Origin of the sequence: Nostoc sp., from assembly GCF_036917375.1 — a bacterium.
In the GTDB taxonomy this organism is placed as follows: Bacteria; Cyanobacteriota; Cyanobacteriia; order Cyanobacteriales; family Nostocaceae; genus Nostoc.
Genome location: NZ_JBALDN010000115.1, coordinates 78765 through 105664 on the forward strand (window position 1 = coordinate 78765; position 26900 = coordinate 105664).

Annotated in this window: 26 protein-coding genes, 1 tRNA gene and 1 pseudogene; 22 read left to right on the forward strand and 6 right to left on the reverse strand. The window is 39.7% G+C overall.

The window, feature by feature from the left end; genetic code table 11:
- Positions 1 to 111: 111 nt before the first annotated feature.
- A tRNA-Thr gene (locus V7K45_RS31510) sits at positions 112 to 183 on the reverse strand.
- Between the two features lie 366 nt (positions 184 to 549).
- On the opposite strand from V7K45_RS31510, the gene argF reads away from it, so the two are divergent.
- From argF to V7K45_RS31560, 10 genes are all read left to right on the forward strand, one after another.
- Positions 550 to 1470 (forward strand): ornithine carbamoyltransferase, encoded by a 921-nt coding sequence (gene argF / locus V7K45_RS31515; protein WP_335009701.1) that lies wholly within the window; start codon positions 550 to 552, stop codon positions 1468 to 1470.
- 209 nt (positions 1471 to 1679) lie between these two features.
- Positions 1680 to 2285 (forward strand): transcriptional repressor LexA, encoded by a 606-nt coding sequence (gene lexA / locus V7K45_RS31520; RefSeq protein WP_335009703.1) that lies wholly within the window; start codon positions 1680 to 1682, stop codon positions 2283 to 2285.
- A gap of 120 nt (positions 2286 to 2405) precedes the next feature.
- Positions 2406 to 3884 (forward strand): DNA phosphorothioation system restriction enzyme, encoded by a 1479-nt coding sequence (locus V7K45_RS31525; protein WP_335009705.1) that lies wholly within the window; start codon positions 2406 to 2408, stop codon positions 3882 to 3884.
- A gap of 337 nt (positions 3885 to 4221) precedes the next feature.
- Entirely contained in the window at positions 4222 to 4395 is a 174-nt protein-coding gene (locus tag V7K45_RS31530; RefSeq protein WP_229556048.1) for a hypothetical protein, read from the forward strand.
- Positions 4392 to 6464: an AAA family ATPase gene (locus V7K45_RS31535; RefSeq protein WP_335009709.1), complete on the forward strand. Its 2073-nt coding sequence runs from the start codon at positions 4392 to 4394 to the stop codon at positions 6462 to 6464. The genes V7K45_RS31530 and V7K45_RS31535 overlap by 4 nt, the downstream gene beginning before the upstream one ends.
- Before the next feature lie 12 nt (positions 6465 to 6476).
- Positions 6477 to 7046, forward strand: coding sequence for a Uma2 family endonuclease (locus tag V7K45_RS31540; RefSeq protein ID WP_335009711.1), 570 nt, complete (start codon positions 6477 to 6479; stop codon positions 7044 to 7046).
- A 59-nt stretch (positions 7047 to 7105) separates the two neighbouring features.
- Entirely contained in the window at positions 7106 to 7342 is a 237-nt protein-coding gene (locus V7K45_RS31545) for a hypothetical protein (protein WP_335009713.1), read from the forward strand.
- Complete coding sequence (locus tag V7K45_RS31550; RefSeq protein WP_335009715.1) at positions 7339 to 7605, forward strand: type II toxin-antitoxin system RelE family toxin; 267 nt, start codon at positions 7339 to 7341, stop codon at positions 7603 to 7605. The genes V7K45_RS31545 and V7K45_RS31550 overlap by 4 nt, the downstream gene beginning before the upstream one ends.
- Positions 7606 to 7805: 200 nt before the next feature.
- A complete protein-coding gene (locus V7K45_RS31555; protein WP_335009717.1) occupies positions 7806 to 8279 on the forward strand; it encodes a DNA phosphorothioation-associated protein 4 in 474 nt (157 codons plus the stop codon).
- A 73-nt stretch (positions 8280 to 8352) separates the two neighbouring features.
- Positions 8353 to 9330 carry an HNH endonuclease gene (locus V7K45_RS31560; protein WP_335009719.1) on the forward strand — a complete coding sequence of 326 codons (978 nt, stop codon included), beginning with the start codon at positions 8353 to 8355 and terminating at the stop codon, positions 9328 to 9330.
- On the opposite strand, the gene V7K45_RS31565 is transcribed toward V7K45_RS31560, so the two are convergent.
- Entirely contained in the window at positions 9331 to 10929 is a 1599-nt protein-coding gene (locus V7K45_RS31565; protein WP_335009721.1) for a DGQHR domain-containing protein, read from the reverse strand.
- Between the two features lie 154 nt (positions 10930 to 11083).
- On the opposite strand from V7K45_RS31565, the gene dndC reads away from it, so the two are divergent.
- The 12 genes and pseudogenes from dndC to V7K45_RS31625 all read left to right on the forward strand — a co-directional run bounded on the left by dndC (position 11084) and on the right by V7K45_RS31625 (position 22085).
- The gene (gene dndC / locus V7K45_RS31570; RefSeq protein WP_335009723.1) at positions 11084 to 12700 is read left to right on the forward strand and encodes a DNA phosphorothioation system sulfurtransferase DndC; all 1617 of its coding nucleotides are present in this window, start codon (positions 11084 to 11086) and stop codon (positions 12698 to 12700) included.
- A gap of 75 nt (positions 12701 to 12775) precedes the next feature.
- Complete coding sequence (locus V7K45_RS31575) at positions 12776 to 13396, forward strand: Uma2 family endonuclease (protein ID WP_335009725.1); 621 nt, start codon at positions 12776 to 12778, stop codon at positions 13394 to 13396.
- Between the two features lie 192 nt (positions 13397 to 13588).
- Positions 13589 to 15574: a DNA sulfur modification protein DndD gene (gene dndD / locus V7K45_RS31580; RefSeq protein ID WP_335009727.1), complete on the forward strand. Its 1986-nt coding sequence runs from the start codon at positions 13589 to 13591 to the stop codon at positions 15572 to 15574.
- Between the two features lie 90 nt (positions 15575 to 15664).
- Entirely contained in the window at positions 15665 to 15916 is a 252-nt protein-coding gene (locus V7K45_RS31585) for a hypothetical protein (protein ID WP_335009729.1), read from the forward strand.
- A pseudogene (locus tag V7K45_RS31590) lies at positions 15913 to 16260 on the forward strand (type II toxin-antitoxin system PemK/MazF family toxin). The gene V7K45_RS31585 and the pseudogene V7K45_RS31590 overlap by 4 nt, the downstream one beginning before the upstream one ends.
- Before the next feature lie 30 nt (positions 16261 to 16290).
- On the forward strand, positions 16291 to 16677 hold the full coding sequence (gene dndE / locus V7K45_RS31595; protein WP_335009731.1) for a DNA sulfur modification protein DndE: 387 nt from the start codon (positions 16291 to 16293) through the stop codon (positions 16675 to 16677).
- A 51-nt stretch (positions 16678 to 16728) separates the two neighbouring features.
- Positions 16729 to 18186, forward strand: coding sequence for a DNA phosphorothioation-associated putative methyltransferase (locus V7K45_RS31600; RefSeq protein ID WP_335009733.1), 1458 nt, complete (start codon positions 16729 to 16731; stop codon positions 18184 to 18186).
- A gap of 277 nt (positions 18187 to 18463) precedes the next feature.
- Positions 18464 to 19765 (forward strand): AmpG family muropeptide MFS transporter, encoded by a 1302-nt coding sequence (locus V7K45_RS31605; RefSeq protein WP_335009735.1) that lies wholly within the window; start codon positions 18464 to 18466, stop codon positions 19763 to 19765.
- Positions 19750 to 20172 (forward strand): ABC transporter permease, encoded by a 423-nt coding sequence (locus tag V7K45_RS31610; protein ID WP_322665288.1) that lies wholly within the window; start codon positions 19750 to 19752, stop codon positions 20170 to 20172. Before V7K45_RS31605 ends, V7K45_RS31610 begins: the two co-directional genes overlap by 16 nt.
- Positions 20173 to 20372: 200 nt before the next feature.
- A complete protein-coding gene (locus tag V7K45_RS31615) occupies positions 20373 to 20561 on the forward strand; it encodes a hypothetical protein (RefSeq protein ID WP_335009738.1) in 189 nt (62 codons plus the stop codon).
- Between the two features lie 21 nt (positions 20562 to 20582).
- The gene (locus V7K45_RS31620) at positions 20583 to 21140 is read left to right on the forward strand and encodes a GNAT family N-acetyltransferase (RefSeq protein WP_335009740.1); all 558 of its coding nucleotides are present in this window, start codon (positions 20583 to 20585) and stop codon (positions 21138 to 21140) included.
- Between the two features lie 186 nt (positions 21141 to 21326).
- Positions 21327 to 22085 carry a HEAT repeat domain-containing protein gene (locus tag V7K45_RS31625; RefSeq protein ID WP_335009742.1) on the forward strand — a complete coding sequence of 253 codons (759 nt, stop codon included), beginning with the start codon at positions 21327 to 21329 and terminating at the stop codon, positions 22083 to 22085.
- A 260-nt stretch (positions 22086 to 22345) separates the two neighbouring features.
- Here V7K45_RS31625 and V7K45_RS31630 read toward each other — a convergent pair whose 3' ends face one another.
- The 4 genes from V7K45_RS31630 to V7K45_RS31645 form a co-directional block, all read right to left on the reverse strand.
- Positions 22346 to 22753: a phosphomannose isomerase type II C-terminal cupin domain gene (locus V7K45_RS31630; protein WP_335009744.1), complete on the reverse strand. Its 408-nt coding sequence runs from the start codon at positions 22751 to 22753 to the stop codon at positions 22346 to 22348.
- A gap of 174 nt (positions 22754 to 22927) precedes the next feature.
- Positions 22928 to 24271 (reverse strand): PQQ-dependent sugar dehydrogenase, encoded by a 1344-nt coding sequence (locus tag V7K45_RS31635; RefSeq protein WP_335009857.1) that lies wholly within the window; start codon positions 24269 to 24271, stop codon positions 22928 to 22930.
- A 244-nt stretch (positions 24272 to 24515) separates the two neighbouring features.
- Positions 24516 to 25727, reverse strand: a complete 1212-nt coding sequence (locus tag V7K45_RS31640; RefSeq protein WP_335009746.1) for an EAL domain-containing response regulator — start codon at positions 25725 to 25727, stop codon at positions 24516 to 24518.
- The gene (locus V7K45_RS31645; RefSeq protein WP_335009748.1) at positions 25699 to 26265 is read right to left on the reverse strand and encodes a hypothetical protein; all 567 of its coding nucleotides are present in this window, start codon (positions 26263 to 26265) and stop codon (positions 25699 to 25701) included. Before V7K45_RS31645 ends, V7K45_RS31640 begins: the two co-directional genes overlap by 29 nt.
- Positions 26266 to 26900 lie beyond the last annotated feature (635 nt).

A 26900-nucleotide genomic window follows, 5' to 3' on the forward strand; every position in this document is an offset into this window, starting at 1 on the left:
TTAATACTTATATTCCAAACAATTCGGCCACACTAATTTTGTGCGAAAACTTCGCATAATTCAATTGAGTCCAAAAAACAGACCCAAAACATTAGTTTGCGAATGTCTAAAAGCCAGCAGCGGGATTTGAACTCGCGACCTTCCGATTACAAGTCGGATGCACTACCACTGTGCTATGCTGGCAAGTCTGACGATTACTCTTAATTAGCAACCACGATTTATTATTGTACCATAATCCATTTATTTGTCTAGCTGTAAATTCTAAAAAATATCTGCTTCATCCTAAATTAGGCTAAAAGACCAGAAATTTTAGCAATATCGATGCTTTTTTCGGCTTCAATGGTTGTTCTGGCGTTGCCATTGTGATGAACCAGAAACAATCAGGCATTCTGAATCACTGATAAAGTTGATAAATTAATATTTATAGCAAAAGCTAACTCAAATCCTGGGCTAAACCCAAAAATACCTGGCCAGTTCTAAAATTGTATTTTCTTGGCACGGTTGAATAAAGGAACAGAAATATATAATTATTTTTTACAGATTACAAGCATGGCAGCATTGCTCGGACGAGATTTATTAAGTCTAGCGGACATCACTTCTACTGAACTTCAAGAACTCCTGCAATTGGCAACTCAACTTAAATCACAGCAGTTGAAGTTGCAGTGTAATAAAGTTTTGGGGTTGTTGTTCTCCAAAGCTTCAACTCGCACGCGGGTAAGTTTTACTGTGGCGATGTACCAACTTGGTGGACAGGTAATCGATCTCAATCCTAATGTCACTCAAGTTAGTCGTGGAGAACCTTTGCAGGATACGGCGCGGGTGTTAGATCGATATTTGGATATTTTGGCAATTCGTACTTTTGCCCAGCAAGATTTAGAAACTTTTGCTCACTATGCCAAAATTCCAGTGATTAATGCGCTTACCGATGCGGAACATCCTTGTCAGGTATTAGCGGATTTATTGACGATTCAGGAAACCTTTAACACCCTTGCTGGGTTAACTTTGACCTACGTGGGCGATGGTAATAATATGGCTAATTCTCTGATGTTGGGCTGTGCTTTGGTGGGGATGAATGTTAGAATTGCTACTCCTAGCGGATACGAGCCAGATTCTCAGATTGTAGAACAAGCAAAAGCGATCGCTAATAACAAAACGGAAGTCCTTGTCACTCACGATCCAGAATTAGCTGCTAAGGGAGCTGCTGTACTTTACACTGATGTTTGGGCGAGTATGGGTCAAGAAACAGAAGCAGACAATCGGATGCCAATTTTCCAGCCTTACCAAATTTCAGAGCAGCTATTAAGCCTTGCTGACCCAGAGGCAATTGTTTTACACTGCTTACCAGCCCATCGTGGTGAAGAAATTACTGAAGCAGTTATTGAAGGTTCTCAATCACGAGTTTGGGAACAAGCAGAAAATCGCCTGCACGCCCAAAAAGCTTTGCTTGCTAGTATTTTAGGAGCAGAGTAAAGAATAGGGCACAGGGTATAGGGTATAGTTTTCTTGCTTATAACCTGTACCCTCTAACCTGTAACCTGTAATATTATTATTTGTCAAAAGGCAAAAGAGAAAAAAATAATATTGCTTTTGCCTTTGATATTTTTACTTTTCTCTTGTTATGGGGAGTTTTTTGTAGTACTAATGTTCTAGAGACATTTATAATTACTTCCCGCAAATTTATGGAACGTCTAACGGAAGCTCAACAAGAACTTTACGAATGGTTGGCAGAATACATCCGATCGCACCAGCATTCGCCTTCAATTCGGCAAATGATGCAAGCGATGAACTTGAAGTCACCAGCGCCAATTCAAAGCCGTTTAGAACATTTACGCACTAAAGGATATATAGAATGGACTGAAGGACAAGCGCGAACAATTCGGATTTTGCGTCCTATTAAGCAAGGTGTACCAATTTTAGGCACGATCGCTGCTGGTGGTTTAATAGAACCGTTTACTGATGCTGTAGATCATTTAGACTTTTCTAATTTCGATTTACCTCCCCAAACATACGCTTTGCGAGTAGCTGGCGATAGCATGATTGAAGATTTAATTACTGATGGTGACGTGGTATTTCTGCGTCCAGTAGCAGAACCAAATCATTTAAAAAATGGTACTATCGTCGCCGCCAGAGTTGATGGATTTGGTACAACATTAAAACGTTTTTATCGCCAAGGCGATCGCGTTACCCTCAAACCAGCAAATCCTAAGTACAATCCCATTGAAGTCAGTGCTATGCAAGTACAGGTGCAAGGTTCCCTGATTGGTGTTTGGCGCGGTTACAACTGAGTAATGGGGAATGGGGAATAGGGGATAGGAAGTACATGGGGGATAACCAATGCCCAATGCCCAATGCCCAATGCCCAATGCCCATTAATTAGGGTTCGTTACCATCTTTGTACTTAATATATGTACCTGACGAAAAATTCAGTGCAGCAACTGCCCACTTTCCGATTGAAATTACCGTTTGCAAGGGAAAGTAAGGGCAGTTATTACACTCCGCAACCACTACCAGGATGCCCAAGAATGCCTGTGTCTCTGCAATTGCGGCAATATCAGCGACAAGCGATCGCTAGCTGGTTTAGCAACAATGGCAGAGGGACGCTGAAAATGGCTACTGGTAGTGGTAAAACGATTACCGCACTAGCGATCGCTTGTGAATTGTACCAACAGATTAATTTACAAGTTTTATTGGTGGTGTGTCCCTATCGCCATCTCGTTACTCAATGGGCGCGAGAATGTGAAAAATTTAATTTGCAGCCTATTTTAGCTTTTGAGAATTTACGCACTTGGCAAAGTCAACTGTCTACGCAAATTTATAATCTGCGTTCTGGTTCTCAACGGTTTGTTACTGTAATTACTACGAACTCTACTTTAATTGGAGATGGTTTTCAATCTCAACTCAAATATTTTCCCCCCAAAACTTTAATTATTGGAGATGAAGCGCATAATTTAGGCGCACCCAAGCTAGAAGAAAGTTTGCCGCGCAGTGTGGGGTTAAGACTGGCTTTATCTGCTACACCGGAGAGGTATTTTGATGATTTTGGTACGCAATCTTTATTTGATTATTTTGGCCCAGTTCTCCAGCCAGAGTTTACTTTGAGGGATGCGATCGCTCAAGGTGCTTTAGTACATTATCTCTATTATCCGGTGCTAGTAGAGTTAACTGAAGCTGAAAGTATTGCCTATTTAAAGTTAACCAAAAGAATTGGGCGATCGCTACTTTACCGAGATCGAGAAAATGGCGAAGCGGGATTTGAAGATAATGAAGATTTAAAACCGTTGTTGATGCAAAGAGCAAGATTAATTGGTGCAGCAGAAAATAAATTAACCGCCTTGCATGAATTAATGACAACTCGCCGCGAAACTACTCACACTCTTTTTTATTGCAGCGATGGTTCCCAAGATGCGGGACAACGTTCATCCCTACGCCAACTTAAAGCTGTTGCTAAAATTCTAGGAGTGGATTTGGGGTACAAGGTAAGCACCTATACGGCTCAAACAACTTTACAAGAAAGGGAAATATTACGTCATCAATTTGAAAGCGGAGAATTGCAAGGTTTAGTCGCAATTCGTTGTTTAGATGAAGGCGTCGATATTCCAGCAATTCAAACTGCGGTAATTTTATCAAGTTCTGGTAATCCCCGCCAATTTATTCAGCGACGGGGGCGAGTTTTACGTCCTCATCCAGCTAAGGAACGCGCCACTATATTTGACATGATTGTTTTGCCACCAGATTTAGATAGAGAAACGATAGAAGTTGAGCGTAATTTATTAAAAAAGGAATTGCGTCGCTTTGTGGAGTTTGCTGATTTGGCTGATAATGCTGGTGAAGCAAGAATGAAGTTACTTGATTTACAAAAACGATATGGTTTATTAGATATTTGATAATGAATCAGAGAATAGTTGTATTTTTTTGTAAAAACTTTCAAGTTTTGAAAAAAGAAGCATTAAGTATGAAATAATAAAATTATGAGTTAGATAATAATGGGATGTAAGTGGATTTAAAAATTTCACTTACATCCCATTATGATCTAGATTGTTAATATTAATAATAACAGAAGACAATTCAATAATAAAGTCATTTTTCAAATAAAATTATAAATTTGAAAAATGAAAAAATAGTTTTGGCAAAATTAAAGATAACGCTAACAGTGGCTTTACGGAGGTAAATGCAGGACTAGAGAAAGTTAAAATATAGAAAAACTATATTTCCAAACCGAAGATGTCACAAGGTGCGAATATCGATGATGTGCAAGAGCCAATAAACAGCGCTCCGCCGGAGGTACGGCGAATTATTGAGCGGGTATGGAAGCTGGAAAAAGGCAGACTAGATAAGAAGATTAACAGCCATATAAATGATAATATTTTGGACATTATTAAAGAAGAGGTGCGATGAAGCTGACTTCGATTAAGCTATGCAACTTTCGCTCCTTTTATGGTACGACACCAGAGATGCTTCTGGCTGGTGGAGATGTTCAGAACACAACGATTATTCATGGTAATAATGGCTCTGGAAAAACCAGTTTACTAAATGCCTTTACTTGGGTATTATATGAAAAATTTAGTGCAGCGTTTGCATCGATAGAACAGTTAGTAAATAAGCGTGCGATCGCAGAAACTCAAAAAGGTCAAGCTGTAGAATGTTGGGTTGAGATTGGCTGGGAACATGAAGGTAAACGCTATCGAGTTAAACGCGCCTGTCGGGGTTATAAAAACGAAGGTGATTTTGACGCTGGCAAAACTCAATTAACCATGTGGGTTGGTGCGGATGATGGCAAATGGAATATCCCAACTCAGCAACCAGACGATATAATTAATCAAATTTTACCCGCTACTTTACATCAATATTTTTTCTTTGACGGCGAACGAATTGAAGAAATAGTCCGTTCTGACAAAAAAGCTGAAATTGCCGAAGCTACAAAAATCTTCTTGGGTGTGGAAGTAATCAACCGTTCCATCAGACATTTAGGAGATGCTAAAAAAACTTTAGAAAATGAGTTAAAAGCTATCGGTGATTCTGAAACTAAGCAACTATTACGACAGCAAGAAAAGATAGAACGCGAGCGTGAACGTATTACCAAACGGCAAACTGAAATTAAAGAAGAGTTAGAATATCAACAAACTTTTAAAAAAGAGACAAGTAACCGTTTGCGAGAACTGAGTGCTGCTAAGGAATTGCAAGAAAGATGGCAGGATTTAGAATCACAGAAAGCAGCAAATCAGGAAGAATATAAAAAAACCAAAGAAGCGCTGAAAAAAGTTATTTCTGCGCGGGGTTATACAGTTTTACTCTCAGAAACTACATCCCAGTTTCGAGGAATTATCAATGATTTGAAGCAGCGCGGCGAGTTGACATCAGGAATTTCACGAGAATTTGTGAATGATTTACTCAATTCTCAGCGCTGTATTTGTGGCGCAGAATTACACGAGGGTAATCATTCTCATACTCATGTGAGTACCTGGTTAAATAAAGCCGGTTCCTCGGCGGTGGAAGAAACTGCAATTCGGATGAGCGCACAAGTAGATGAAATTGATAAGCAAGCCATAGGTTTTTGGGAAGAAGTTGATAGAGAACAAGCCAGAATTAATCAATTGAGGCAAAGCATATCTCAAATTGAAGGAGACTTAGACAATATTCAAGAACGGTTACGAAAAGATGCCAATGAAGAAATTAGCAGTTTACAAAAACGGTTAGATGAAATTGAAAGTAAAATTGATGAATTGAATCGAGAACAGGGTGCAAATCAGCAGCAAATTGCTCAACTCACAACTGAGATTGAAAGTTTAAATAAACAAATTGCCAAGCAAAAGCTGAATGAAGACAAGCAAACTCTAGCACAGCGACGAATTAATGCCGCTCAAGATGCAATCGAACGGTTAACGGAAGTTAGAAATCGTCAAGAACAACAGTTTCGCCTGCAACTAGAAAAGCGAGTGCAAGAAATATTTACGGAGATTTCTGTAACTCCATATATTCCTAAAATTAGTGAAAAATATGAACTGACATTAGTAGAAAACACTACAGGCATAGAAGCACCCGTTGCAGCGTCCACGGGAGAGAATCAAATTCTCAGTTTATCCTTTATTGCCAGCATCATTGACAAAGTACGGGAATGGAGTGAGAAACGAAAAATGATGATGATTCCCGATAGTAGTACTTTCCTAATTGTGATGGATTCACCCTTCGGTAGTTTGGATGAGAATTCGCGGCGACACATTGCGAAGACAATTCCCCAATTAGCGAATCAGTTGATAGTTTTAGTTACTAAGACTCAGTGGCGGGGTGAAGTTGAAGCAGAAATTACACAGAGAATTGGTAGAGAATATGTGCTTACGTATTATTCATCTAAGCCTGATTGCGAACAAGATTATATTGAGTTGGGTGGAGAAAGATATCCTTTGGTGAAACAAAGTCCGAATGACTATGAATATACTGAAATTATCGCAGTTGAACGTCATATCTAAAGGATAAAGTATATGGTTGCGAATCCAGACGGAAAGTATATGACTCCCCAGGAATACCTGGAATGGGAAGAACACCAAGATATTAAATACGAATATATCAATGGTGAAGCCTTTGCCATGACTGGGGGGACAATTCCTCATACTAGTATTGCCTTAAACTTAGCTTCGGCATTAAAAAGTCACCTTCGAAGAAGTTCCTGTCGGGCTTTTATGGCAGATGCAAAAGTAGGAGTGACTGAGAACGGGCCGTTTCACTACCCGGATGTTGTCGTGAGTTGTGATGAAAGAGATAGACAAGCTATTAAATTTCTTCAGTATCCTTGTCTAATTGTCGAAGTTCTCTCCCCCAGTACAGAAGCTTACGACAGAGGTCGTAAATTTATTCAGTACCGCCGTATCAAAACTTTACAAGAATATGTTCTTATTGATGCTGAAAAAATTAGTTTAGATTGCTTTCGTATCAATGACAAAGGGATTTGGGAGTTACATCCTTATGAAGAAGGGGATGAGGTTAATTTAACTAGCGTTAATTTTAACTTTCCGATTTCTTTAGTTTATGAAGATGTTCAGTTTCCAACTTGAGTTTAGGGAAAACTAGAGACAGTGGCAGAAAAAGTAAACCCACGCTCGGATGATTAAAAATGAAAGCACACGAAAGAGAACAGTTAATTAAAGATATCAACGTAATGCTACATCAAGCTTATGACAGTACTTTACTTGAAATTCACGCACTCTTAAAAAGAATCGATGATGTAGACGATGAAGAAGACTTAAAAGCCATTAAAGAAGCTAGGGAAGATATACGCATTAATGGCACTGTGTCTTGGGATGAAATTCAAAACGAAATAAGGAACGAAATAAACAAGGATGTTGCGTGAGTTACGAAGTTAAATTTTCAAGGGGTGCGAAAAAGCAGTTTAGGAAACTACCTATAGACGTACAACAACGCATACAAACTAAAATCAATGACTTGGCAATAGAACCGCGTCCAAACGGGGTAAAAAAATTACAAGCTGATGATAATTCATATCGTATTCGAGTAGGAGATTATCGAGTTGTTTATGAAATAGATGATGATGTTTTAATAGTTACTGTAATTAAAATAGGACATCGTAGCGAGATTTATAAAGATGAAAATTAGGGGAGTGGGTAAATCGGTGCGATCGCTAATTTTGGTAAAATAGTTATGCTTATACTGAACCCATAGTACCAAGATAGATTATGTTAGTGGATAATTTGTTTGTTTAGCGATCGCCCACATACTAGTATAAAATAATGTGTTAATAATTACTATTACTTTTGACTTTCGGTTAAAATAGCAACAATGTAGATATTAAAACAATGGCTGAAACTGGCAGAATCAGGGTTGCTAAAGATAAAGCTGAGTTAGTTAAGGATTTAACATCTTCAGATGGTGGAACAGGGCCTTTTAATACTTTTGCTGATGTCATTGTATTTGCAGCAGCTTTGGGTGCAAAACATAAAAGGCGGGTGGCTTTAGGAGAGATTTCTAAAAGGGAACCGTCGCCAATACCCCAAGAACAGTTTATAGTCAGGGGATATAATACGGTAATAAATTTAATAGCAATTGCTGAAACTCAAGATATAAAAGTTTTATCTCTCGAAGAAGGAAACAATAACGAAAAACGTAATTATATTTTTGAAGAATATGCCAATGCTGGACTTGAAATATTACAAGCAGAAATGCGGGGGGCAGTAGATTATTCTGAAAGAATTTTATTGATTCTCAGTTATGAAAGGTTTCAAGATAACTCTCAAGAAGAGGATTTTGATTTAAGCAAGTTTGTTTCATAAGACCCCATCAATCCACACTTAATAATTACCAGCAGATTGAGAAAATACTTGTGATTTATATAAAAATGAAATAATGAGTAAAGCACAACAGCCAGCACATCAGCGAACCTTAGTTTATTATTGTGAATGTTTCTCTAATATTAAGGTATATAAAAGTCCGAAAAAGGGTGATGCTCTTAATAAACCCATATTACTTTTATCTATAATTGACTTAATTACACAAGATTTAATAACAGATAATCGTATCACAATATCAGATGAATTGATTGATACTTTCAAGAAGTATTGGGAAGTACTTGCTTCTAGTAATTTTAAAGGAAGTGATTTTGCCCTTCCTTTTTTTCATCTAAAAAATGATCAGGGTAAATTTTGGCATCTTAAGTATAGTTTGGAATATGATGGTGGTCGTCCGCAAACAATTCCCAAACTCAAGGAAGATGTTGACTATGCATATCTGGATGATGAACTATTTAATTTCATTCAAGATGAAATTTCTAAGCAAATATTAATTGATGCACTTATTTCAGCTTGGGTACCATCTGAAGATAATACGATAGAAAGCTTTTTAAACATTAACCAAAATTTTGAATATGTACCTTTACAAATAGACAAAACTATTGAGTTTAGTAATTTAGATCCTAATCCTAGATGGAAATTTAAAAAAGCACTAATTAGAAATGCTTTTTTCAGGAAAGCCATTATAAGTATTTATGATTACAAATGTGCTTTTTGTGGACTTAAAGTAACTAAATCTGTAACTCAAAACATCGTTGAAGGCGCACATATAAAGCCATTCTCACAATTCTATGACAGTAGAATTCATAATGGAATAGCACTGTGTAAAAACCATCATTGGGCATTTGATAGGGGTTGGTTTGCTGTAGATGAACAATACAAAATTATAGTTAGTAATGATTTGGAAGAAGCATCTCCCCATGCTAAACCTATGAAAGATTTTCATGGTGAAACAATACTTCTACCAAATACAGAGCAACATTTTCCAGAACAGGAAGCGCTGCAATGGCATCGCCAGAATATATTTCAAGCATAATTACAGGATAGGTGGAAGTCCTACAGCTTTCGGTTCAACAAACTCCCCATCAAAACCTATTGTTTTATTTTCAACAGTCCTAGCATCAGCCAAAGCTTTACGAAGTTCAGCACGTTCCATCTGTTCCTGAATTCCACCCAGGATGTAAATCAATAACTTCGCCGCCAAATCTCGCCCAGCAACCTGCACTCGCTTTTTATTTGGGTCATATAAAACCCCATACCAGAGAGATTGGGGATATTCCATACCACTAAAACCACCTTGCTGGTCAAACTTCCGCAGTTTCTTAAAAATATCTACGAGGGAAAAACCTTTTTTAAAAACCAAAATTCCCAAAGCTTGCGCTAATGCAACTTGGGCAACTGGACGGAAAAGCATATTTCCTTCACCTCCATCTTTCTCAAAGCTGAAGCGCCGTAAAGCAGGTGTATCCTCGTGTTCTAAAATTTTATAACTAGAAAGACTAGCCAAAGAATCAAATAGCTTTTTAAATTCCTCAATTCCCTGCTCAATTTCTTCATCCTCTGGACGCATGGGAATTAAACCTTTTTCGAAAGGTTTCCAGTGAGGAAACTTATGAACTAAATATCGCTCAGACATATCTTGCAGAGCTTGCAAAGTTGTCAAAACTGTAGAATTGGAAGCCACTGTTGCACTATTCCAATTGACGCGGGGATTGCGCTCTTGTAGTTGTTCTAATAGTGGATGTGTAACTGCAATTTTTCTAGCAACGATCGCAAAACCATCATCCTCATTCAACTGCGTTAGCTGACCTTTAGTCAAGGGTGCAGCCATCAGGTTGACATGAACAAAAATCGACCTCACTCTCCGCCTCGCCTCGGTGCGAGTTTCCCCAGCCGCTACCGCACAGATGAACTCAATACCAATTTTCTCCTTGGGTAAATTTTGCAAGTAAGCAAGGTCTACTTGGTACTTTTCTATCAAATCATTGACTGTAATAAAACTGTCATCAGCACCTTTATCTTTTTTATAGCGCTGGAGTTTACGAGTTTTGATTAACTCCATCAACCCCTGAACCCCCATTAATCTGTGTTGCCCATCTAGTGCATAAATGGTTACATCATCCTCAGAAATATTTAGCAGACCTACCTTACCGTCTTTATCTAGAGGTATAAAATCAGTCGTAGACTTGGTGGCGCGTCCTTCACTATCCCACTCAGCAGCTTTGGGATTGTCCACCCACGGTTGATTAATTACTACTAGCACCGGTGGAAACTTATGGTTGTGTCGAGCCGCTAAATACTGCACTAGCGGCGCTTGACGTGACCAATCAAGGGGACGCTGTTGAATTTCATCAATGCTATCCGCGTCAATCTCGACATTATCAGTCTGAGGATTATACTTTTTTTGAAACAGAGGTAAGCCAGAGGCAAAGTGAACCCGACCTGCAAACCATTCCAGGGTAACAGAGCTAACATAAGCCTCAGTACCACCCATTTCGGTTTTTTGAACGAGAATCTGATCTTTTCTTCCTAAAAACTTCTCCAAGAGTAAAGCTAGTACCTGTTTTTCCTTGTTCTCCCGTTCTAGGTACTCTCTAGCGATGTCAGCCGTTGGGTCAGATGCACTATCTTTCATGTTAAATTTTAAAAACAGAATAAGATTATGTCGTTTAATTATCCAAAAAACTGGATATAAGTAGTAAAGTTTTTAAAAACTTTTTTCAACGTATTTTGTAAATTTTGTCTGTGTAGCCCGAATATTAAGCCAGTGTTTCCAGAGAGAAGGAGAAATGACTACAGCACAACAACCAGAAAATAAAATTCAGCAAACACGTACTGTAGCAGAGTTAGTGGACTATATCCAAGCTCTCAGCACTGAAATTCAAGAATTGTATTGTTTAGATGAGATACCTTGGGTGGTGGGCTATTCGGGCGGCAAAGATAGTACTGCTACCTTACAGCTTATCTGGAATGCGATCGCAGCACTCCCCCAGGAAAAGAGAACTAAAACAATCCATGTTATTACAACTGACACGCTGGTAGAAAACCCTGTAGTCTCTGTTTGGGTACGTAACTCTTTAGAACAGATGAAAGTTGCTGCTAAAGAGCAAGAAATGCCAATTGAACCCCATTTACTTTATCCTGCAATTAAGGATACCTTTTGGGTAAACTTAATTGGAAAAGGCTACCCAGCGCCGCGAAACAGATTTAGATGGTGTACTGAACGCCTTAAAATTCAACCATCTGACAGCTTTATCCGTGCAGTTATTAGGTCTAGTGGTGAAGTAATTCTTGTCTTAGGTACGCGTAAGGCTGAAAGTACAAAACGCGCCGCGACGATGGCTAAACATAGAGAATCGCGGGTACGCGATCACATAAATACTAATCCCAACCGACCTAACTCATTGATTTATCTTCCTATTGAAGATTGGCGTACTGATGAAGTTTGGATTTACTTAAATCAGTGGCAAAATCCTTGGAAGTATAGCAATAAAGACTTATTTATTATGTATCGAGGTGCAACAGCCGATAATGAATGTCCGCTAGTTGTTGATACTTCTACTCCTAGCTGTGGTGATTCTCGATTTGGCTGCTGGGTTTGCACGATCGTTAGTAAGGATAAATCGATGGAAGCGATGATCCAAAATGATGAAGAAAAAGAATGGATGCAGCCTCTATTGGATATTCGCAATGAATTAGATATTAAAGAAGACTGGGACAAAAGAGACTTTAGAAGAATTTGGGGAGATGTCCAATTATTTGAACGCGATAAAGATGGGGAAAAAACTGTTGTACCAATACCTGGGCCTTACACCAAATATTGGCGGGAACATTGGCTCAGACGATTATTAGAAGCGCAAACAAAAACTCGTCGTACAGCGCCAGAAAATATGCGCGATATTACCCTAATTACTCTAGAAGAAATGAGCGAAATCCGCCGCATTTGGCTAGAAGAAAAACACGAATTTGATGATAGCTTACCCCGGATTTATCAAGAAGTGACAGGCGAAGAATTTCAAGATCCCCGTCCCGGTGCTGACTATAGCCTACTAGGTCGTGATGAATGGATAGTATTAGAAGAAATCTGTGAAGGTGATGCGATGCACTTGGAACTCATGGCGAAATTGTTAGACACAGAACGCCAGTATCGCAAAAAGACTCGTCGCGTAGGGATATACGAAACCCTAGAAAAATGTTTTAATACAAGTTCCCGTTCTCCAGAAGACGCGATTAAAAATGCTCGTTTGAAACGCGAATTAAGCGAAGCAGTTAGTCAAGGTGATGTTGCCAAAGTCAAGCAGATGACTTTGGGTGATGTTGCAGCAATCAATGAAGTCGATGAAGGTGAAAGCGATGAACAGGTAACTTGGGCAAGTATGAAATTTAAAAAGGAGAACTCAGAATAATAGAAGACGGGAGTTAACCAAACTACTTAAAGAACGCTTGACAAAGTTGGGTTATTTTAAAACAAGCGAGGTTCTATGATTCAAGCCATACACAAATTAGTAACTTTTGAAGATTTTGCAGCTTGGCGGCCTGAGGGTGGGAGATACGAATTACACGATGGCGTGATTGTTGAAATGGCACAACCAGTGGGAGAGCATGAGGATGTCGTTGGTTTTTTGGCACTAAATATATCTATCGAAATTGGGCGACAAAAACTTCCTTATTTCATTCCAAAAACTGTATTAGTCAAGCCATTTGAAGGTGAATCAGCTTATTCACCAGACATCTTAATAATCAATCGACCAAATTTAGTGAATGAGCCTTTATGGAAAAAAGAATCAACTGTATCTCACGCTACATCTATTCCTTTAGTTATTGAAGTTGTTAGTACTAATTGGCGAGATGATTACTACAAAAAATTAGCTGATTATGAAGCTATAGGTATTCCCGAATATTGGATTATAGATTATGCGGCTATAGGTGCTAGGAAGTTTATTGGCAATCCTAAGCTGCCTACTATATCCATTTATCAATTAATTGATGGTGAGTACCAAGTTACTCAATTTAAAGGCGATACCCATATTGTCTCGCCTACTTTCCCAGAATTGAATTTAACCGCCGAACAGATTTTTCAAGCTGGAGGTGTGCAAATCTAGCCACACTTACCAACATCAAGACAGATAAAATCGCATTTCTTGAGAGTTAGTGATGATATTATCTATATTTCATAGACAATATTTTTATCAATGTGTCAGACAAAATCATCTAATTAATATTATCTGATTCCTTTCATCACAAACTTTTTGCTTCTGCGATCGCTGTCGAACTCATGTTAATCTTAAAAATCAATGATATTTCTTGAACTCGTTCTACAAAACTTTGGCCCCTACAGTGGAAAGCAGGTAATTAATCTTAACCCAAAAATTGATGAGGAAAACTCACACCCAATTATCCTCTTAGGTGGGATGAATGGCGGCGGAAAAACTACCCTTATGGATGCCATTCGTCTCGCCCTTTATGGCCCCCGTGCCCAATGTTCTACCCGTGGTAATTTAAGTTATAGCGATTTTCTCAATCAATGTGTTAACAACAAAATAGATCCAGTTGCAGACACCCGGATTGAATTACTTTTTGAACATATTGAAAATGATAAACCAATAAAATACCGTGTTGTCCGTAGTTGGACAAAAAACCCTAAAGACGGTAAAGATACATTAGGTATTTTAGGCGACAGTGATACATGGCCTGATGCTTTAGTTAATATTTGGGATGAATATATTGAAAATCTCCTACCATTAGGTATTTCTAATTTGTTTCTTTTTGATGGTGAACAGGTTAAAGAACTCGCAGAACAGGAAATACCACCACCAGTTGTAGTAGATGCAATTCGCGGACTTTTAGGACTAGAGTTAGCAGATCGTTTAGCAGTTGATTTAGATATTTTAGTTAATCGTAAACTTAAAGAAGTTGGTAATAGTAAAGATTTAGCTAACTTAGAGGAAATTGAAACTAGGTTAACCCAACAGCAAGAAGATTATCAAACAACAGAAGAGAAAGTAGAAACTCTCAAAAATCAGGTAGAAGAGTTAGAACAAAAGCAACAAGAAGCCTTTGATAAATTCATTTCTGAAGGTGGGAAGATTGCAGCCGAACGCAATCAATTAGAACTACAACAGAATACAAAAACTGCGGAAATTGAACAAGTCCGTCAATTGATGTGTGAATTGGCGGCTGATGTTTTACCACTGGCATTAATTCCCAATCTGCTTAATCAGGTGCAAGCACAGGGAGAAAAAGAATTTCGCCATCAACAGGTACAAATTTCTAAAGATTTGTTAATTGAACGAGATCGGCGTTTACTCAGTTGGCTAAATAAAGTAGAAATTTCTCCGATACAAGTTGAAAAAATCCAATCATTTTTAAGCCAAGATGTGGATAGTTTATATGCAAAGACTCTCCAGACAGAAGCACCTTGGTTATTAGCTGATGATGAAACTTTAAGTCAGCTAGATAATCTTATATATCACTTACAAAATTCTAAACTTTCTGCAAAAGAGAAATTAGCTGTTCTCAAAAATAAAGAAGAGGAAATTCATACTTTAGAAAGACAAGTGCAAACAGCAGCAGCACCAGAAGATTATACAAAGCTGCGTCAAGCACTAGAAGCGGCACAAAATCAAGTTGTTGAAGCTAAAGCAAATTACGAAACAATCCGCCGCCGTTTAGCCGAATTAGAAACTATTATTGCCAAGTCAAAAAAGGAATTAAGTGATTATACTGTAGAAAATATTAAGCATAAAAATAGCGAACATATTATTACCTCTGCGGCTAAAGTTCAAAACACACTCAAGATTTTTCGTGAAAAATTAACCTTGAGAAAGCTCAATAAATTAGAGGAAGAAGTTAAAAATTGCTTCCTTTATCTCCTCCATAAATCAGACTTAGTGCATCGCATCACTATTGATACTAAGACTTTTAGCCTTTTGCTTTACGATTTAAATGGTAAACCTGTACCGAAACATCGCCTCTCTGCTGGCGAAAAACAACTACTTGCGATCGCATTCCTCTGGGGTTTAGCCAAAGTCTCTGGACACCGCCTACCAGTAGCCATCGATACGCCATTAGGTAGACTAGACTCCTCTCACCGCAGTAACTTAGTTGAACGTTACTTTCCATCCGCCAGTCATCAAGTAATTTTGTTATCTACGGATACTGAGATTGGCAAAAAAGAAGTAGAAACACTGCGAGAAAATGAAGCGATCGCCCGCGAATATCTCCTCAAATATGACTCCTCCACCCGCCAAACTACTATACAACCAGGATATTTTTGGTAGTAGATATTGTTAAAAAATTGAGCGATTCGCAATTTTTTGAAGCCTACATCTTTAAAATATATCTAACGGACTTTGGAAAAGGGATCAATTATGAACTCACCACATTTAATAAAAATAGAACACGATCTACGTGTTTTGTCATTAGAAGAATTAGAATGGCTGTTAGAACGTATCGAAAAGCAAGTTCAAGAAAAAAAGCAAATATTAAATAAATTCAATGATGTTAAAGATATGAATGAACAACTAGTTGCAATGGCTAGTGATTTAGATATACAAACAGAAATTACCACTACTAATAATGAATTTAGTATTACGGAAATGGATGGTTTAGAAAAGCTGTGAGCATCGAGAGAGGACAAATTTATTTTGTCAATCTTAATCCAGTGCTGGGTCGAGAACAGGCAGGAACAAGACCAGTTTTAGTTTTATCTATAGACGCTATCAATCAATTACCTTTGGTTGTGACTGTAATTGTCGGTACGAAATGAACAAATATTAAACGTGATTATCCAACTAATATACGAGTATCACCAGGTGACAGTGGATTGCTTATAGAAACAGTATTCTTGTCTTTTCAAATTCGTTCTTTAGATCCAAATCGCTTTCCTGCTGATCCATCTGGCAAACTTTCTGACTCCAAGATGCTTGAAGTTGAAACTGCGGTTCGCTACTGTTTGGGTTTATGAGCGAAAATTATCTCAATTTTTAGGAAGATTATGGAATCCCCAATCGAAAGAATTAAACTTTCCCAAACAGCCAAAGACCAACTTACCAAACTTAAGCGCAGCACTAAAATCGACCAATGGAATATCCTATGCCGTTGGGCATTTTGTCGTTCCCTTGCAGAAGCAACCGCACCCTCCCCCGTCCCAATCCCCCAAGATAGCAACGTCGAAATGAGTTGGCGCGTCTTTGGCGGCGAAATGTCTGATATACTCCTCCTCGCCCTCAAGCAACGCTGTCATAATGACGGTTTTCCCACCGACAAAGAAACCCTCGCCACCCAATTCCGCTTACATTTGCATCGCGGTATTGGTTATTTAGCAGGCGATCCAAATATCAAGAAAATTGAAGATTTAATTGAACTGGCGGTTAAAAATTGAAAGGATATTAGTTGACTGTTAACTATTCACTGTTAACTGACAAATAATATTATGCCTGAAGCGCTAGAAATTGAGCGTCATAGAGCTGCGATCGCTCGCACTGACATCTCTCGCCCTGTGCGATTGGCAATAGAATGGACAATCCTGAATCCAGACACCACTTTTTTTGACTACGGTTGCGGCTACGGTGGCGATGTTCAGCGAGTAAAAAACTTAGGCTACACCAGCGCAGGCTGGGACCCTTACTACTATCCCGATGTACCACGCATCCCTGCCGATGTGGTCAACTTGGGCTATGTCCTCAACGTCATTGAAGACTCAGAAGAACGCCGTCAAAGCCTGATCCAAGCTTGGGAACTCACCGGGAAAGTTTTAATTGTCGCAGCTCAAATCCTGATTAACGCACCCAGCAAAACCCAACTTGCCTACAATGATGGCATTGTGACGCGCCGCAATACTTTTCAGAAATATTACGAACAACAAGAACTCAAAACTTATATTGATGAAGTCTTAAATGTCGATGCAGTACCGATCGCACTAGGCGTTTACTTTGTTTTTCGAGATGAGGCGGAAAAAGAAAGTTACAAAGCTATCCGCTTCTTTTCTGCGACTTCTACACCGCGAGTCCGTATCCCCACTAAGCGGTTTGAAGACTATCAAGAACAGCTACAACCATTAATGGCTTTTTTTACCAAGCGCGGTAGACTACCTGTGAAAGGCGAATTGGAAAATGAACAAGAATTACTCAGCGAATTTGGTAACTTCCGCCGTGCCTTTGGTGTAGTTTTGCAAGCTACTGATGAGGCTGAATGGGATGCGATCGCTTATCGTCGTTCTCTCGATATCCAAGTTTATCTCGCTCTCACACACTTTGATAAACGCCCTGCATGGCAAAAGCTAGCGCCAGAAATGCGTCACGATATCAAAGCTTTTTTTAGCAGCTACGAGGAAGCGTGCCTTGTAGCCGACCAAAAGCTTTTCAGCTTGGGTAAACCTGGGGTAATTCAAACTGCGTGCGAAAAAAGCAAAATTGGTAAACATACACGCGGTGCGCTTTACGTCCATGTTTCCGCACTAGCAGCACTCGATCCCGTACTACGAATTTGTGAAGGTTGTGCTAGCCGTACCATTGGGCGTGTAGATGAAGCTACATTAATCAAATATCACACTGATAAGCCACAAATATCCTATCTGTCTTACCCGGAATTCGATACCGATCCCCACCCCGCGTTAAAAGCCAGCATCGGTATTGATTTAAAAACCCTATTCGTCACTCACCGAGACTACGAAACTAGGGCAAATCCGCCGATTTTGCACCGAAAGGAAACATTTGTTACCAGCAACTACCCACGCTACGAAGAATTTGCTAAACTCACCCAACAAGAACAGGAATTAGGATTACTCAATAGTAAAAGCGACATCGGTACTCGTGAAGGTTGGAAAAAATGCCTTGCTGCCCACAGAGTCGAAATCAGAGGGCATCAGGTTTATTCGATTAAGGAAAATTAAGGAATAATCACAATGTTAGAGCATTGCTGATATGTATCTTAAATAGACCTCTTGCAAAAGTGCTTTTTGCAAGAGGGGGAAAAGGGTAAAGGTTAAAGGGGAAAGGGACTTTTGCAGAACCTTTTCCCCTTCCCCTTTCCCCTTTTCCCCTTTTCCCGACTTATGCAAGAAGTCTAATAAAGAAAATCTTAGCAGGTTTGTGTGCTTACACGAAGTTAGACAGCAGCTATGGCAAGATAACTGCAATTCAATTAAATAAAAAGGAATCTTCAAGATTGTGCAAGTAAATAAATCGCTGCTACGAATTTTTAGCAGCCGGAAGATGGGAGCTTTGTTATTTCTTGGCTTCTCATCAGGGTTGCCGTTATATTTAACCAGTCAGACATTACAAGCTTGGTTGACCAAAGAAGGGATTAGCTTGGCAGCGATCGCCGCTTTTAGTTTAGTAAAGCTGCCCTATTCTTTAAAATTTCTCTGGTCGCCTTTACTAGATAGATTTGTACCGCCTTTTTTGGGGCGACGTAGAGGTTGGCTGGTAATTACACAAGTAGCATTACTGTTAAGTATAGCTGTAATGGCTCTACAACACCCATCCCAAGGGCTACAACCTTTAATAATTGCTGCTGTGGCCGTTGCCTTTTTTAGCGCCAGCCAAGACATTTTAGTTGATGCTTACCGCACTGATGTCGTGGAAGTAGAAGAAAGAGGCGCTGGAGCATCAATTTACTTATTGGGTTATCGCATTGCCATTCTAGTAACCGGTTATGTAACCCTATTTTTGGCAGATAGGATGCCTTGGCAAGCTGTTTACTTATTGATGTCGCTGTTGATGCTCGTGGGCTTAGTAAGTTCTATTTTTGCACCAGAGCCAGTCCTACGCGATCGCCCACCTCAGACTTTATCCGCCGCCGTCAAATTACCCTTCATTGAATTTTTCCAGCGTCATGGGTCGCTACAAGGACTTTTAATCTTGGTATTCATTGTGATTTACAAGTTGGGGGATTCTTTGCTAAAGAATGTATCTACCCCATTTTTGTTAGATAAAGGTTTACATTTCACTCAAACCGATATCGCATTTCCTGGTGCGCTGGGAATTTTCGCCACCATTGTTGGCACCTTGGCAGCAGGAGCAATCATGACCAAAATAGGTGTTAATCGTTCGCTGTGGATATTCGCCATATTGCAAGCTGTCGGCAACTTGGCTTTCTTTGCGTTAGCAGTAGTAGGTAAAAACTTCTATCTAATGTTAGCTGCCGTTAATATAGAACAATTTTGTGCTGGTTTAGAAACTGCTGCTTTTGTAGCATTTTTGATGAGTCTTTGTAACCAAAGCTTTTCAGCTACACAGTACGCCTTACTTTCGAGTTTGCAGGCTTTTAGTAGAGATATTCTTACGGCTCCAGCAGGTACATGGGCACAAACCACAGGCTGGTCTACATTCTTTCTACTGACAGCAATAGCTGCTTTGCCGGGATTATTATTATTGCCATTCTTTGCCCCTTGGAATTCAAAGCCAGTGGTAGTATTATCCAGACCAGGACTTGACGACGAAGAAGAGGATATATGGGGAATCAAGTAGTTATTGCTGTCGGCACATTTATTCTCTTACTGACTGGTTTATTACTTGGCTATGTTCTCTCGCAGTTAGTTCTAGGATTTCTAGCATTTAACCTCCTAACTTTTTTTGGAACACTCAGCCTAATTTTAATTTTTGGTACACTTTATTACGTTTTATTTTGGCAATTGCGGAGAGAGCAGTCCCGGCCATCAACTCCATCAACTATCAATCAAGGGATACCAACCCAGGTAGAGGAGGGTTTATCTGATAGCTATCTCAAAAACAGGCTAATCGCGAAATTATCCGGTGACACTGCCGCAGCCGAACGGTTAATTGAACAGGCAAAGGAAACTTATCCTGGGATGCCGGAGAATTGGTATTGCGAAAGAGTGCTTGATGACTTGGAAAGCGATCGCCAGAGGGAGTAGAGGAGCAGGGGAGGCAGGGGAGCAGGGGAGCAGAGGAGAAATCAATTCAAAATTCACGCATTCAAACATTTTAGAACTTCTGCCTCCTCTTTCTCAATGCCCAATTCCTATGCACAGAAAATTGCTAAAATAAATCAAGAATACTTCACAAATCTTCAGCTAGGTTCTCATAAAAGTTCCTAGCTTCTTGCAATTAAAATATGGCTATTTTTCGTCAATACATCGCTCCACTGCTTGTAGTATTAGTATTTGTTTTTGCCCTAGTGGCAGTCAGCGCCCGGATATTTTTACCGTCCGATATGGCAGCACCCGCACCAATTGAAGAGGTGGGAGTAAGTTCTCAATCTACTCCAAGCGATTTATCACCAGCAGCACATAACGCCAGCTAGCTAAATCAATAAATATCAGCAGTGCCTGAGCAAATACTACCTGGATACATTATTCGACGCGGCTCCCTTTTGGAGCGATCGCTGCTGCTCAAATTCATGCAGCGAACTTACCAGGATCTCTTTCCCAACGAGGATTTTTCCCACCTAGAGCAAACAGTTAAGCAATACTTTTCTAGCGATACACCCTTGTGGTGGGTAGAAGAGGAGGGGGAGCAGGGGAGCAGGGGAGCAGGGGAGCAGGGGAGGAATAAAGAATCTCTCTCCTCTGCCCCTCTGCCTCTCTGCCCCTCTGCCCCCCATCCCCCTATCGCTTGCCTCTGGGTGGGCAATGCTATAGATCAAGTACATGGGAACCGTCATGCTCACATCTTTATCCTCTACGTTGTACCAGAACATCGGCGACGGGGTATTGGTACAGCTTTAATGCAATATGTGGAAAATTGGGCTATTCAAAGAGGCGATCGCCAGATTGGACTGCAAGTGTTTCAATCTAACAAACCCGCATTGAATCTTTACAATCAGTTAGGTTATCAAACCCAATCCCTATGGATGGTAAAATTCCTGAGTGCAGAAAAATAAACTCAAGGATAGCGATAATATACTGTAACGTCTGAGTTATAGAGGTTCTCGTTTGGATAAAACTCAACGAGAAAGAAGGATAAATGTATAAAAACCCAACTAATATATATAAATATAAAGATAAAGCTTTAACTTCTTGGCGCGGGGGATTATGTGTCGATCCCTTTTCGGGATTGAAATCAAATTATGTATGACGAAGACGATCTAAGCCTACTTGATATTGAGGAGGAGCTAGAAAGCCCCTTAGATAAAATAGAGCCGCTAACTGCCGAATCAGTTGTGGCAAAGCCCGATCCAGAAGTGATGCTAGCCTTGCTGGAAAATCCCCAGCCTCAGCAAAGAATGTTAGCGGCACGTGCTTTTTGTGATATTGAAGATGCGCGTGCTACCCCCCATCTGATTCGCTTATTAACTGATACCTGTCCCTTAGTCCGAGTAAGTGCAGCTTATGGCCTCGGACGCAATCCCAGTTTAGAAGCAGTAAGTCCGTTAATTGCTCAACTAAACAATGATTGGAATGGCTATGTACGTAAAGGTGTTGTTTGGGCTTTAGGAAACTGTCGCGATCGCCGTTCTTTAGCACCTTTAGCAAACGCTCTCAGAACCGACATTTCCGCAGTGCGTTTGTGGGCTGCTAGTGCCTTAGCACAGATGGCAGAAGTCGGTTATGAAGCAGTGATAGGGGCAATACCACCATTAATCGAAGCCTTAGTCCAAGATCCCGTGGCAGCAGTGCGGAGTAATAGTGCTTGGGCAATCGGTCAACTATGCCGCGAATTGCCTTCTAATGTAGTTTATGCCACAGCGATCGATGCCTTAATTCAAGCCTTTGCTGAAGATCAAGATTTGGGAGTCCGAGAAGACGCCAAAGCCTCACTATTAGGAGTGGGCGATCCCCGTGGCTTGCAGCTAATTGAAACCCTGGAACAAGAAGGGTGGTTTTGATGATTGGGCATTGGGCAAAACAGTTTTGAGTGCTGAGTTAGGAGTTAGGAGTAGCTCTTTCAAGGTGACAAATGAACATACGTTGTTTCAGCGCTACCATCTTGAATCCTCTACTCAGATTTTGGGCTTTCTGAAAGTTGAAATAACCAATCTTCGTTCCAAATTTCACCACCTTGAAAGGGCTAGAGTTAGGAGTTTTCTTTTGCCTGCTCCCCTGCCCCTCTGCCCTTCTGCTCCCCTGCTCCTCTGCTCCCCTGCCCTTACTGTCCTTCAGCTACAGGTTTGACTAAATTTAAGTCATAAGGGCGCTCAGTATCATCCTCACCCAAATATTCACCATTTTGAATTTCCAGAATAACTAGCGGAATATGCCCAGGATTATCTACTTTATGTAGTGTTGCAGCCGGGACATAAGTTGATTCGTTTCGATTCAGTAATATTTCCGCATCGCCACAAGTCACCTTTGCCACGCCGGAAACTACAACCCAATGTTCATTGCGGTGATAATGAATTTGTGGTTTAATGCCGTGCCTGGGCTTGATTTCCACACGACTAATTCTATAGGTTTCTCCCTCCTCGATTACCTCTACCTCACCCCAATATCGTGTACCTGAATGTGGAGACAATTCGTTGATATTTGACTGAGTATTATTTTCATTAAGAGTCATAATTAATTTCTCAACCAGATAAGTATTAGTATTTATCAGTAATTTACCGTAAACGAGATAAACCTGGGTAGGGAGATGCAGTCACAACGTCTCTATTGATGACAACTGCTCTAACTTTACTTGAGGCAACAGATTCTATCCGTGAATTTTTAAATGTTTGAATACGTGAATTGTTTACTCCCCCGTATACTGAATCCGATAAATCCGATTATTGGCTTCTTCTGTTAGTAGTAAACTGCCATCTGGTAATACGAGTAAACCTACAGGCCGTCCCCAAGTGGTTGGTACAGAAGGATTTAGCAAAAATCCTGTGAGAAAGTCTTCGTAGTAGCCAAGCGATCGCCCTTTAGCATCAAAGGGAACAAATACAATTTTATAACCAGTGCCGCGATCGCGGTTCCAAGAACCACGAAAAGCCGCAAAAGCACCATTCTGGTATTTTTTTGGAAACGTTTTACCATCATAAAACTGCAAACCCAATGCTGCGGAGTGCGCCTGGAACAGTACATCTGGCGTTTGGGTACGGGCTACTAAGTCGGGGCGTTTACTTTTGTCACCCGTCTTCTGGCGCGGATCGAGGTTGTTTGGTGTTAGATAAGCATAGGGCCAGCCGTAAAATCCCCCCTGTTTAACGCGTGTCAGATAGTCTGGAACCAAATCATCGCCAATTCCATCCCGTTCGTTAATAGTGGCATAAAGTTCCTTAGTTACAGGATGAAAGTCTAAACCAACAGGGTTACGCAAGCCGGAAGCGAAAGTTTGCTGCTGGGAACCATCTAAATTCATCACCTGTATCGAAGCCCGTGGTAGGGGTTCTTCATCTACATTGGTTCCTGAACCAACTGAAATATATAATTTATTGCGATCGGGTGAGACAACAACATTGCGCGTCCAATGGTTGTTATAACCTTGAGCGGGCAAATCGGCAATTTTTTCCCCCTTACCTGTAATCTTGTTTTGATCTTGAGTGTAGGGAAAACGCACTACGGCATCTGTATTTCCCAGAAAAAAGGAATTATCTGCAAAAGCCATCCCAAACGGTCTATTGAGTCCGTTGTCACTACTAGCAAATGTTTCTCGAACATCAGCTACACCATCGCCGTTGCTGTCACGCAACAAACGAATACGATTTTGACCGGTTTCAGTCACTAAAACATCACCACTGGGGGTTAAAGCTAGCCAGCGTGGAGCATCTAAACCTTCGGCAAAAACGTTTACTGTGAAGCCTGGTGGTACGCGCAGCACCGGATTTTCGGGAATGGGCACAACCTCAGGCCGCTTCGAGGCGCTTTCGGTTGCAAAGGGTGCTGGTAAATTCTTCAGATTGATTCGGATGGGTGTAGGTGAAAGTGCTTCAGTACGGACAATATTTTTTGGCTGTGTAGGATTCGGTGTCAGTTGGGCAGAAGGTACAGATTTTTGAGGTGTAGGATTATCTGAGTTAGCGCGAGTCTGATTACAGGCTGCTGCCAAAGTCATCAAAAAAACTGGCAGCAAAAAACGCGCAAGAACTTTCATGGTGGTAGACACGATACACAATATTCCTACTCTAGACTTGAGGCTTAATCATTGTCGCCAGTCAAAAGTTTGATTTTTCTTAGTTAATCAACCTATTAACAATTCAAAAATAAAGTACTAGTACCGCAAGGCGGAGGTCAAAAGTCAAAAGTATTATGGAATAGTCTTTTTAGAGATTTTAAATGGTTGCTCTATTTACGTCGTGGCGTACTAGTGACTAAATTCTATTCCCAATGCCCAATATTTACACATACAAACATTTGTTAGTGAACAAAAATTCTTCAAATTCTGCTGCTGGTAAGGGACGACTAAATAGAAAACCTTGCATAGAATTACAGTTGTGTTGGCGTAAAAAACCTAGTTCTGCTTCTGTCTCTACACCTTCGGCTACTACATCTAAATTGAGATTATGAGCCATCTGAATTAATGCCTTAGCGATGGCTGACTTTTGCGAATCATTAGCAACATTATGGATAAAATAACGATCTATTTTTAATGTATTAATTGGTAAGTTTTTCAGATAAATCAAAGAGGAATAACCCGTACCAAAATCATCGATCGCAATTTTTACACCCAAGGATTGCAATTTGGTCATAGTAGCGATCGCACTATTGACATCTTGCATAATCATACTTTCTGTGAGTTCTAGTTCTAGACCATCTGGTTCTAGATTATTCACAGATATAAAATTAACTACATTATGAATAAAGTCTGGCTGATTAAATTCAATTGCTGACAGATTTACAGCAACAATCAAGGAATTAATTCCAGCATCACGCCAGCTTTTAATTTGTTGGCATACCCTTTTTAATACCCATTTCCCAATCGGAACAATTAAACCTGTAGACTCTGCTAACGGAATAAATTCTGTTGGATAAATCATCCCTAATTCTGGACTTTGCCAGCGCAATAAACTTTCAGCACCTACTATTTTTCCCGATGTTATATCGACTATTGGTTGATAATAGATTTCAAATTCTTGGAAATTATGTTGTTTTATAGCTCGGTGTAAACTAATTTCTAACAACTGCATTTTTGGAGATAAGTTATTAATCACAGTCTGAGCAGATAAATACCTTTTTAAAGTAGCGTATTTTTCCAACCTGTTCATGATGGCACTTAATAACTCAGATCGAGTGAATGGCTTAGTTATATAGTCATCTGCACCCATATCCATACCTTGACGGAAGTCAGATTTGGCAGATTTGGCAGTGAGAAAAATGAAGGGAATTGTTGCCGTAGATGGTTCTTGACGTAATGCTGTTAGCACGCCATAACCGTCAAGTTCTGGCATCATCATATCACAAAGAATTAAATCAGGAACTTCGGAGATAGCCAAATTTACCCCGATTCTGCCATTAGCCGCAGCAATAGTTTCAAAATCTTCAGCTTCTAGCAAATCTAAAATGTTTTCCCGGACTGCTTCCTCATCTTCTATTATTAATATTTTGGGCATAAATTACCTCACTTTTATATTTTATAAGTTCGCGACACCATCCAGCAATACCTATTACAAAGAGCAGGAACTTTGTAATAACTATTTCAACTTTGTAGATATCTCCACATTTTTTTAAAATTGCCATTTTTAATCTAGCATCTAGTATATTAACATCATTGCTAGCTTGATAAAATGATTTAAGAAGATATACTATATCTTTTTGGCAAATACAAATTTGCCAATTTTTAATTTCAAATACAGTTTGTTTATCTTGACTAAGTGAATTCAACTTGAAAGTGCTATTATCAGAGAAAGATTTAATATAAATTGAAAACAAGTTAGTCAAGATGTATGCCAAAAGTTTTTCATCGATGCAGCAGGTTAAAAATTTATATTGACTAGTGAAAAAAATCAAGCGCCAATAGCCCAGATTCATCTGTATTTGTTCTGGCAATTGTCGGCTATGTTCAAACGAATTGAAGGATTTTGCTCTATACTCTAATTTCCCCACTTCTAACTGACCGATAATCAAGACATCATTCAACATTTCAGTCATGATTATGTGATATTTGAGCATATTCGTCTGGATGACCCTATTAGACTTACGGTAAAAGTCCAAATCTTCCTCATAAACTTCAATGAAGTGAGTGTATTTGCCTGTCGTAGCTTTACGTACTATAGCGCGTGCTGGTAATCATTGGAACTTGAGCAATTGTCTCTTAATGAAAATCTGATGTTCTACCTCAAAGGAACCAATACTAACATTACCTCTAGTTTTCTCTGTTTCTTGTGGCAGTGTTTGATAGATACTTTCAGGAGTAATATTACCTTGGTTATCTACAACTAGCAGTAGTTACATCTGCTGGTATAACCGTGATAATACTGAGAGTATGCCCAAAAACTATGACACGTTCAATGTGATGACTAAGGTATACATAACTTCAAGAGTATTGGCTGTTTTCAAGCTAGTTCCAGAAGCTACAAACAGTACCATATCATGCTTGGTGAAGCACTCTACTATCTCTGAAGATGAAAAAACAAGAAACTTTTACCCCGTGCTACATCAGTGTATAAGCGTAGCCCGTTGTAGAAATAGGATCTACTCTAATAGTGATGTTTTTAACACAACCATCAGCAGCAAACAGTCAATTCTTAACTCTAAGCTTTGTAGCTTGATGATCTGAGGTAAAG

Excerpts from the sequence above, each read along its gene's own strand:
- argF (WP_335009701.1), top strand. The coding sequence starts at position 550 with ATGGCAGCATTGCTCGGACGAGATTTATTAAGTCTAGCGGACATCACT.
- lexA (WP_335009703.1), top strand. The coding sequence starts at position 1,680 with ATGGAACGTCTAACGGAAGCTCAACAAGAACTTTACGAATGGTTGGCA.
- V7K45_RS31525 (WP_335009705.1), top strand. The coding sequence starts at position 2,406 with ATGTACCTGACGAAAAATTCAGTGCAGCAACTGCCCACTTTCCGATTG.
- V7K45_RS31530 (WP_229556048.1), top strand. The coding sequence starts at position 4,222 with ATGTCACAAGGTGCGAATATCGATGATGTGCAAGAGCCAATAAACAGC.
- V7K45_RS31535 (WP_335009709.1), top strand. The coding sequence starts at position 4,392 with ATGAAGCTGACTTCGATTAAGCTATGCAACTTTCGCTCCTTTTATGGT.
- V7K45_RS31540 (WP_335009711.1), top strand. The coding sequence starts at position 6,477 with ATGGTTGCGAATCCAGACGGAAAGTATATGACTCCCCAGGAATACCTG.
- V7K45_RS31545 (WP_335009713.1), top strand. The coding sequence starts at position 7,106 with ATGAAAGCACACGAAAGAGAACAGTTAATTAAAGATATCAACGTAATG.
- V7K45_RS31555 (WP_335009717.1), top strand. The coding sequence starts at position 7,806 with ATGGCTGAAACTGGCAGAATCAGGGTTGCTAAAGATAAAGCTGAGTTA.
- V7K45_RS31560 (WP_335009719.1), top strand. The coding sequence starts at position 8,353 with ATGAGTAAAGCACAACAGCCAGCACATCAGCGAACCTTAGTTTATTAT.
- V7K45_RS31565 (WP_335009721.1), bottom strand. The coding sequence starts at position 10,929 with ATGAAAGATAGTGCATCTGACCCAACGGCTGACATCGCTAGAGAGTAC.
- dndC (WP_335009723.1), top strand. The coding sequence starts at position 11,084 with ATGACTACAGCACAACAACCAGAAAATAAAATTCAGCAAACACGTACT.
- V7K45_RS31575 (WP_335009725.1), top strand. The coding sequence starts at position 12,776 with ATGATTCAAGCCATACACAAATTAGTAACTTTTGAAGATTTTGCAGCT.
- dndD (WP_335009727.1), top strand. The coding sequence starts at position 13,589 with ATGATATTTCTTGAACTCGTTCTACAAAACTTTGGCCCCTACAGTGGA.
- V7K45_RS31585 (WP_335009729.1), top strand. The coding sequence starts at position 15,665 with ATGAACTCACCACATTTAATAAAAATAGAACACGATCTACGTGTTTTG.
- dndE (WP_335009731.1), top strand. The coding sequence starts at position 16,291 with ATGGAATCCCCAATCGAAAGAATTAAACTTTCCCAAACAGCCAAAGAC.
- V7K45_RS31600 (WP_335009733.1), top strand. The coding sequence starts at position 16,729 with ATGCCTGAAGCGCTAGAAATTGAGCGTCATAGAGCTGCGATCGCTCGC.
- V7K45_RS31610 (WP_322665288.1), top strand. The coding sequence starts at position 19,750 with ATGGGGAATCAAGTAGTTATTGCTGTCGGCACATTTATTCTCTTACTG.
- V7K45_RS31615 (WP_335009738.1), top strand. The coding sequence starts at position 20,373 with ATGGCTATTTTTCGTCAATACATCGCTCCACTGCTTGTAGTATTAGTA.
- V7K45_RS31625 (WP_335009742.1), top strand. The coding sequence starts at position 21,327 with ATGTATGACGAAGACGATCTAAGCCTACTTGATATTGAGGAGGAGCTA.
- V7K45_RS31630 (WP_335009744.1), bottom strand. The coding sequence starts at position 22,753 with ATGACTCTTAATGAAAATAATACTCAGTCAAATATCAACGAATTGTCT.
- V7K45_RS31635 (WP_335009857.1), bottom strand. The coding sequence starts at position 24,271 with ATGAAAGTTCTTGCGCGTTTTTTGCTGCCAGTTTTTTTGATGACTTTG.
- V7K45_RS31640 (WP_335009746.1), bottom strand. The coding sequence starts at position 25,727 with ATGCCCAAAATATTAATAATAGAAGATGAGGAAGCAGTCCGGGAAAAC.
- V7K45_RS31645 (WP_335009748.1), bottom strand. The coding sequence starts at position 26,265 with ATGACTGAAATGTTGAATGATGTCTTGATTATCGGTCAGTTAGAAGTG.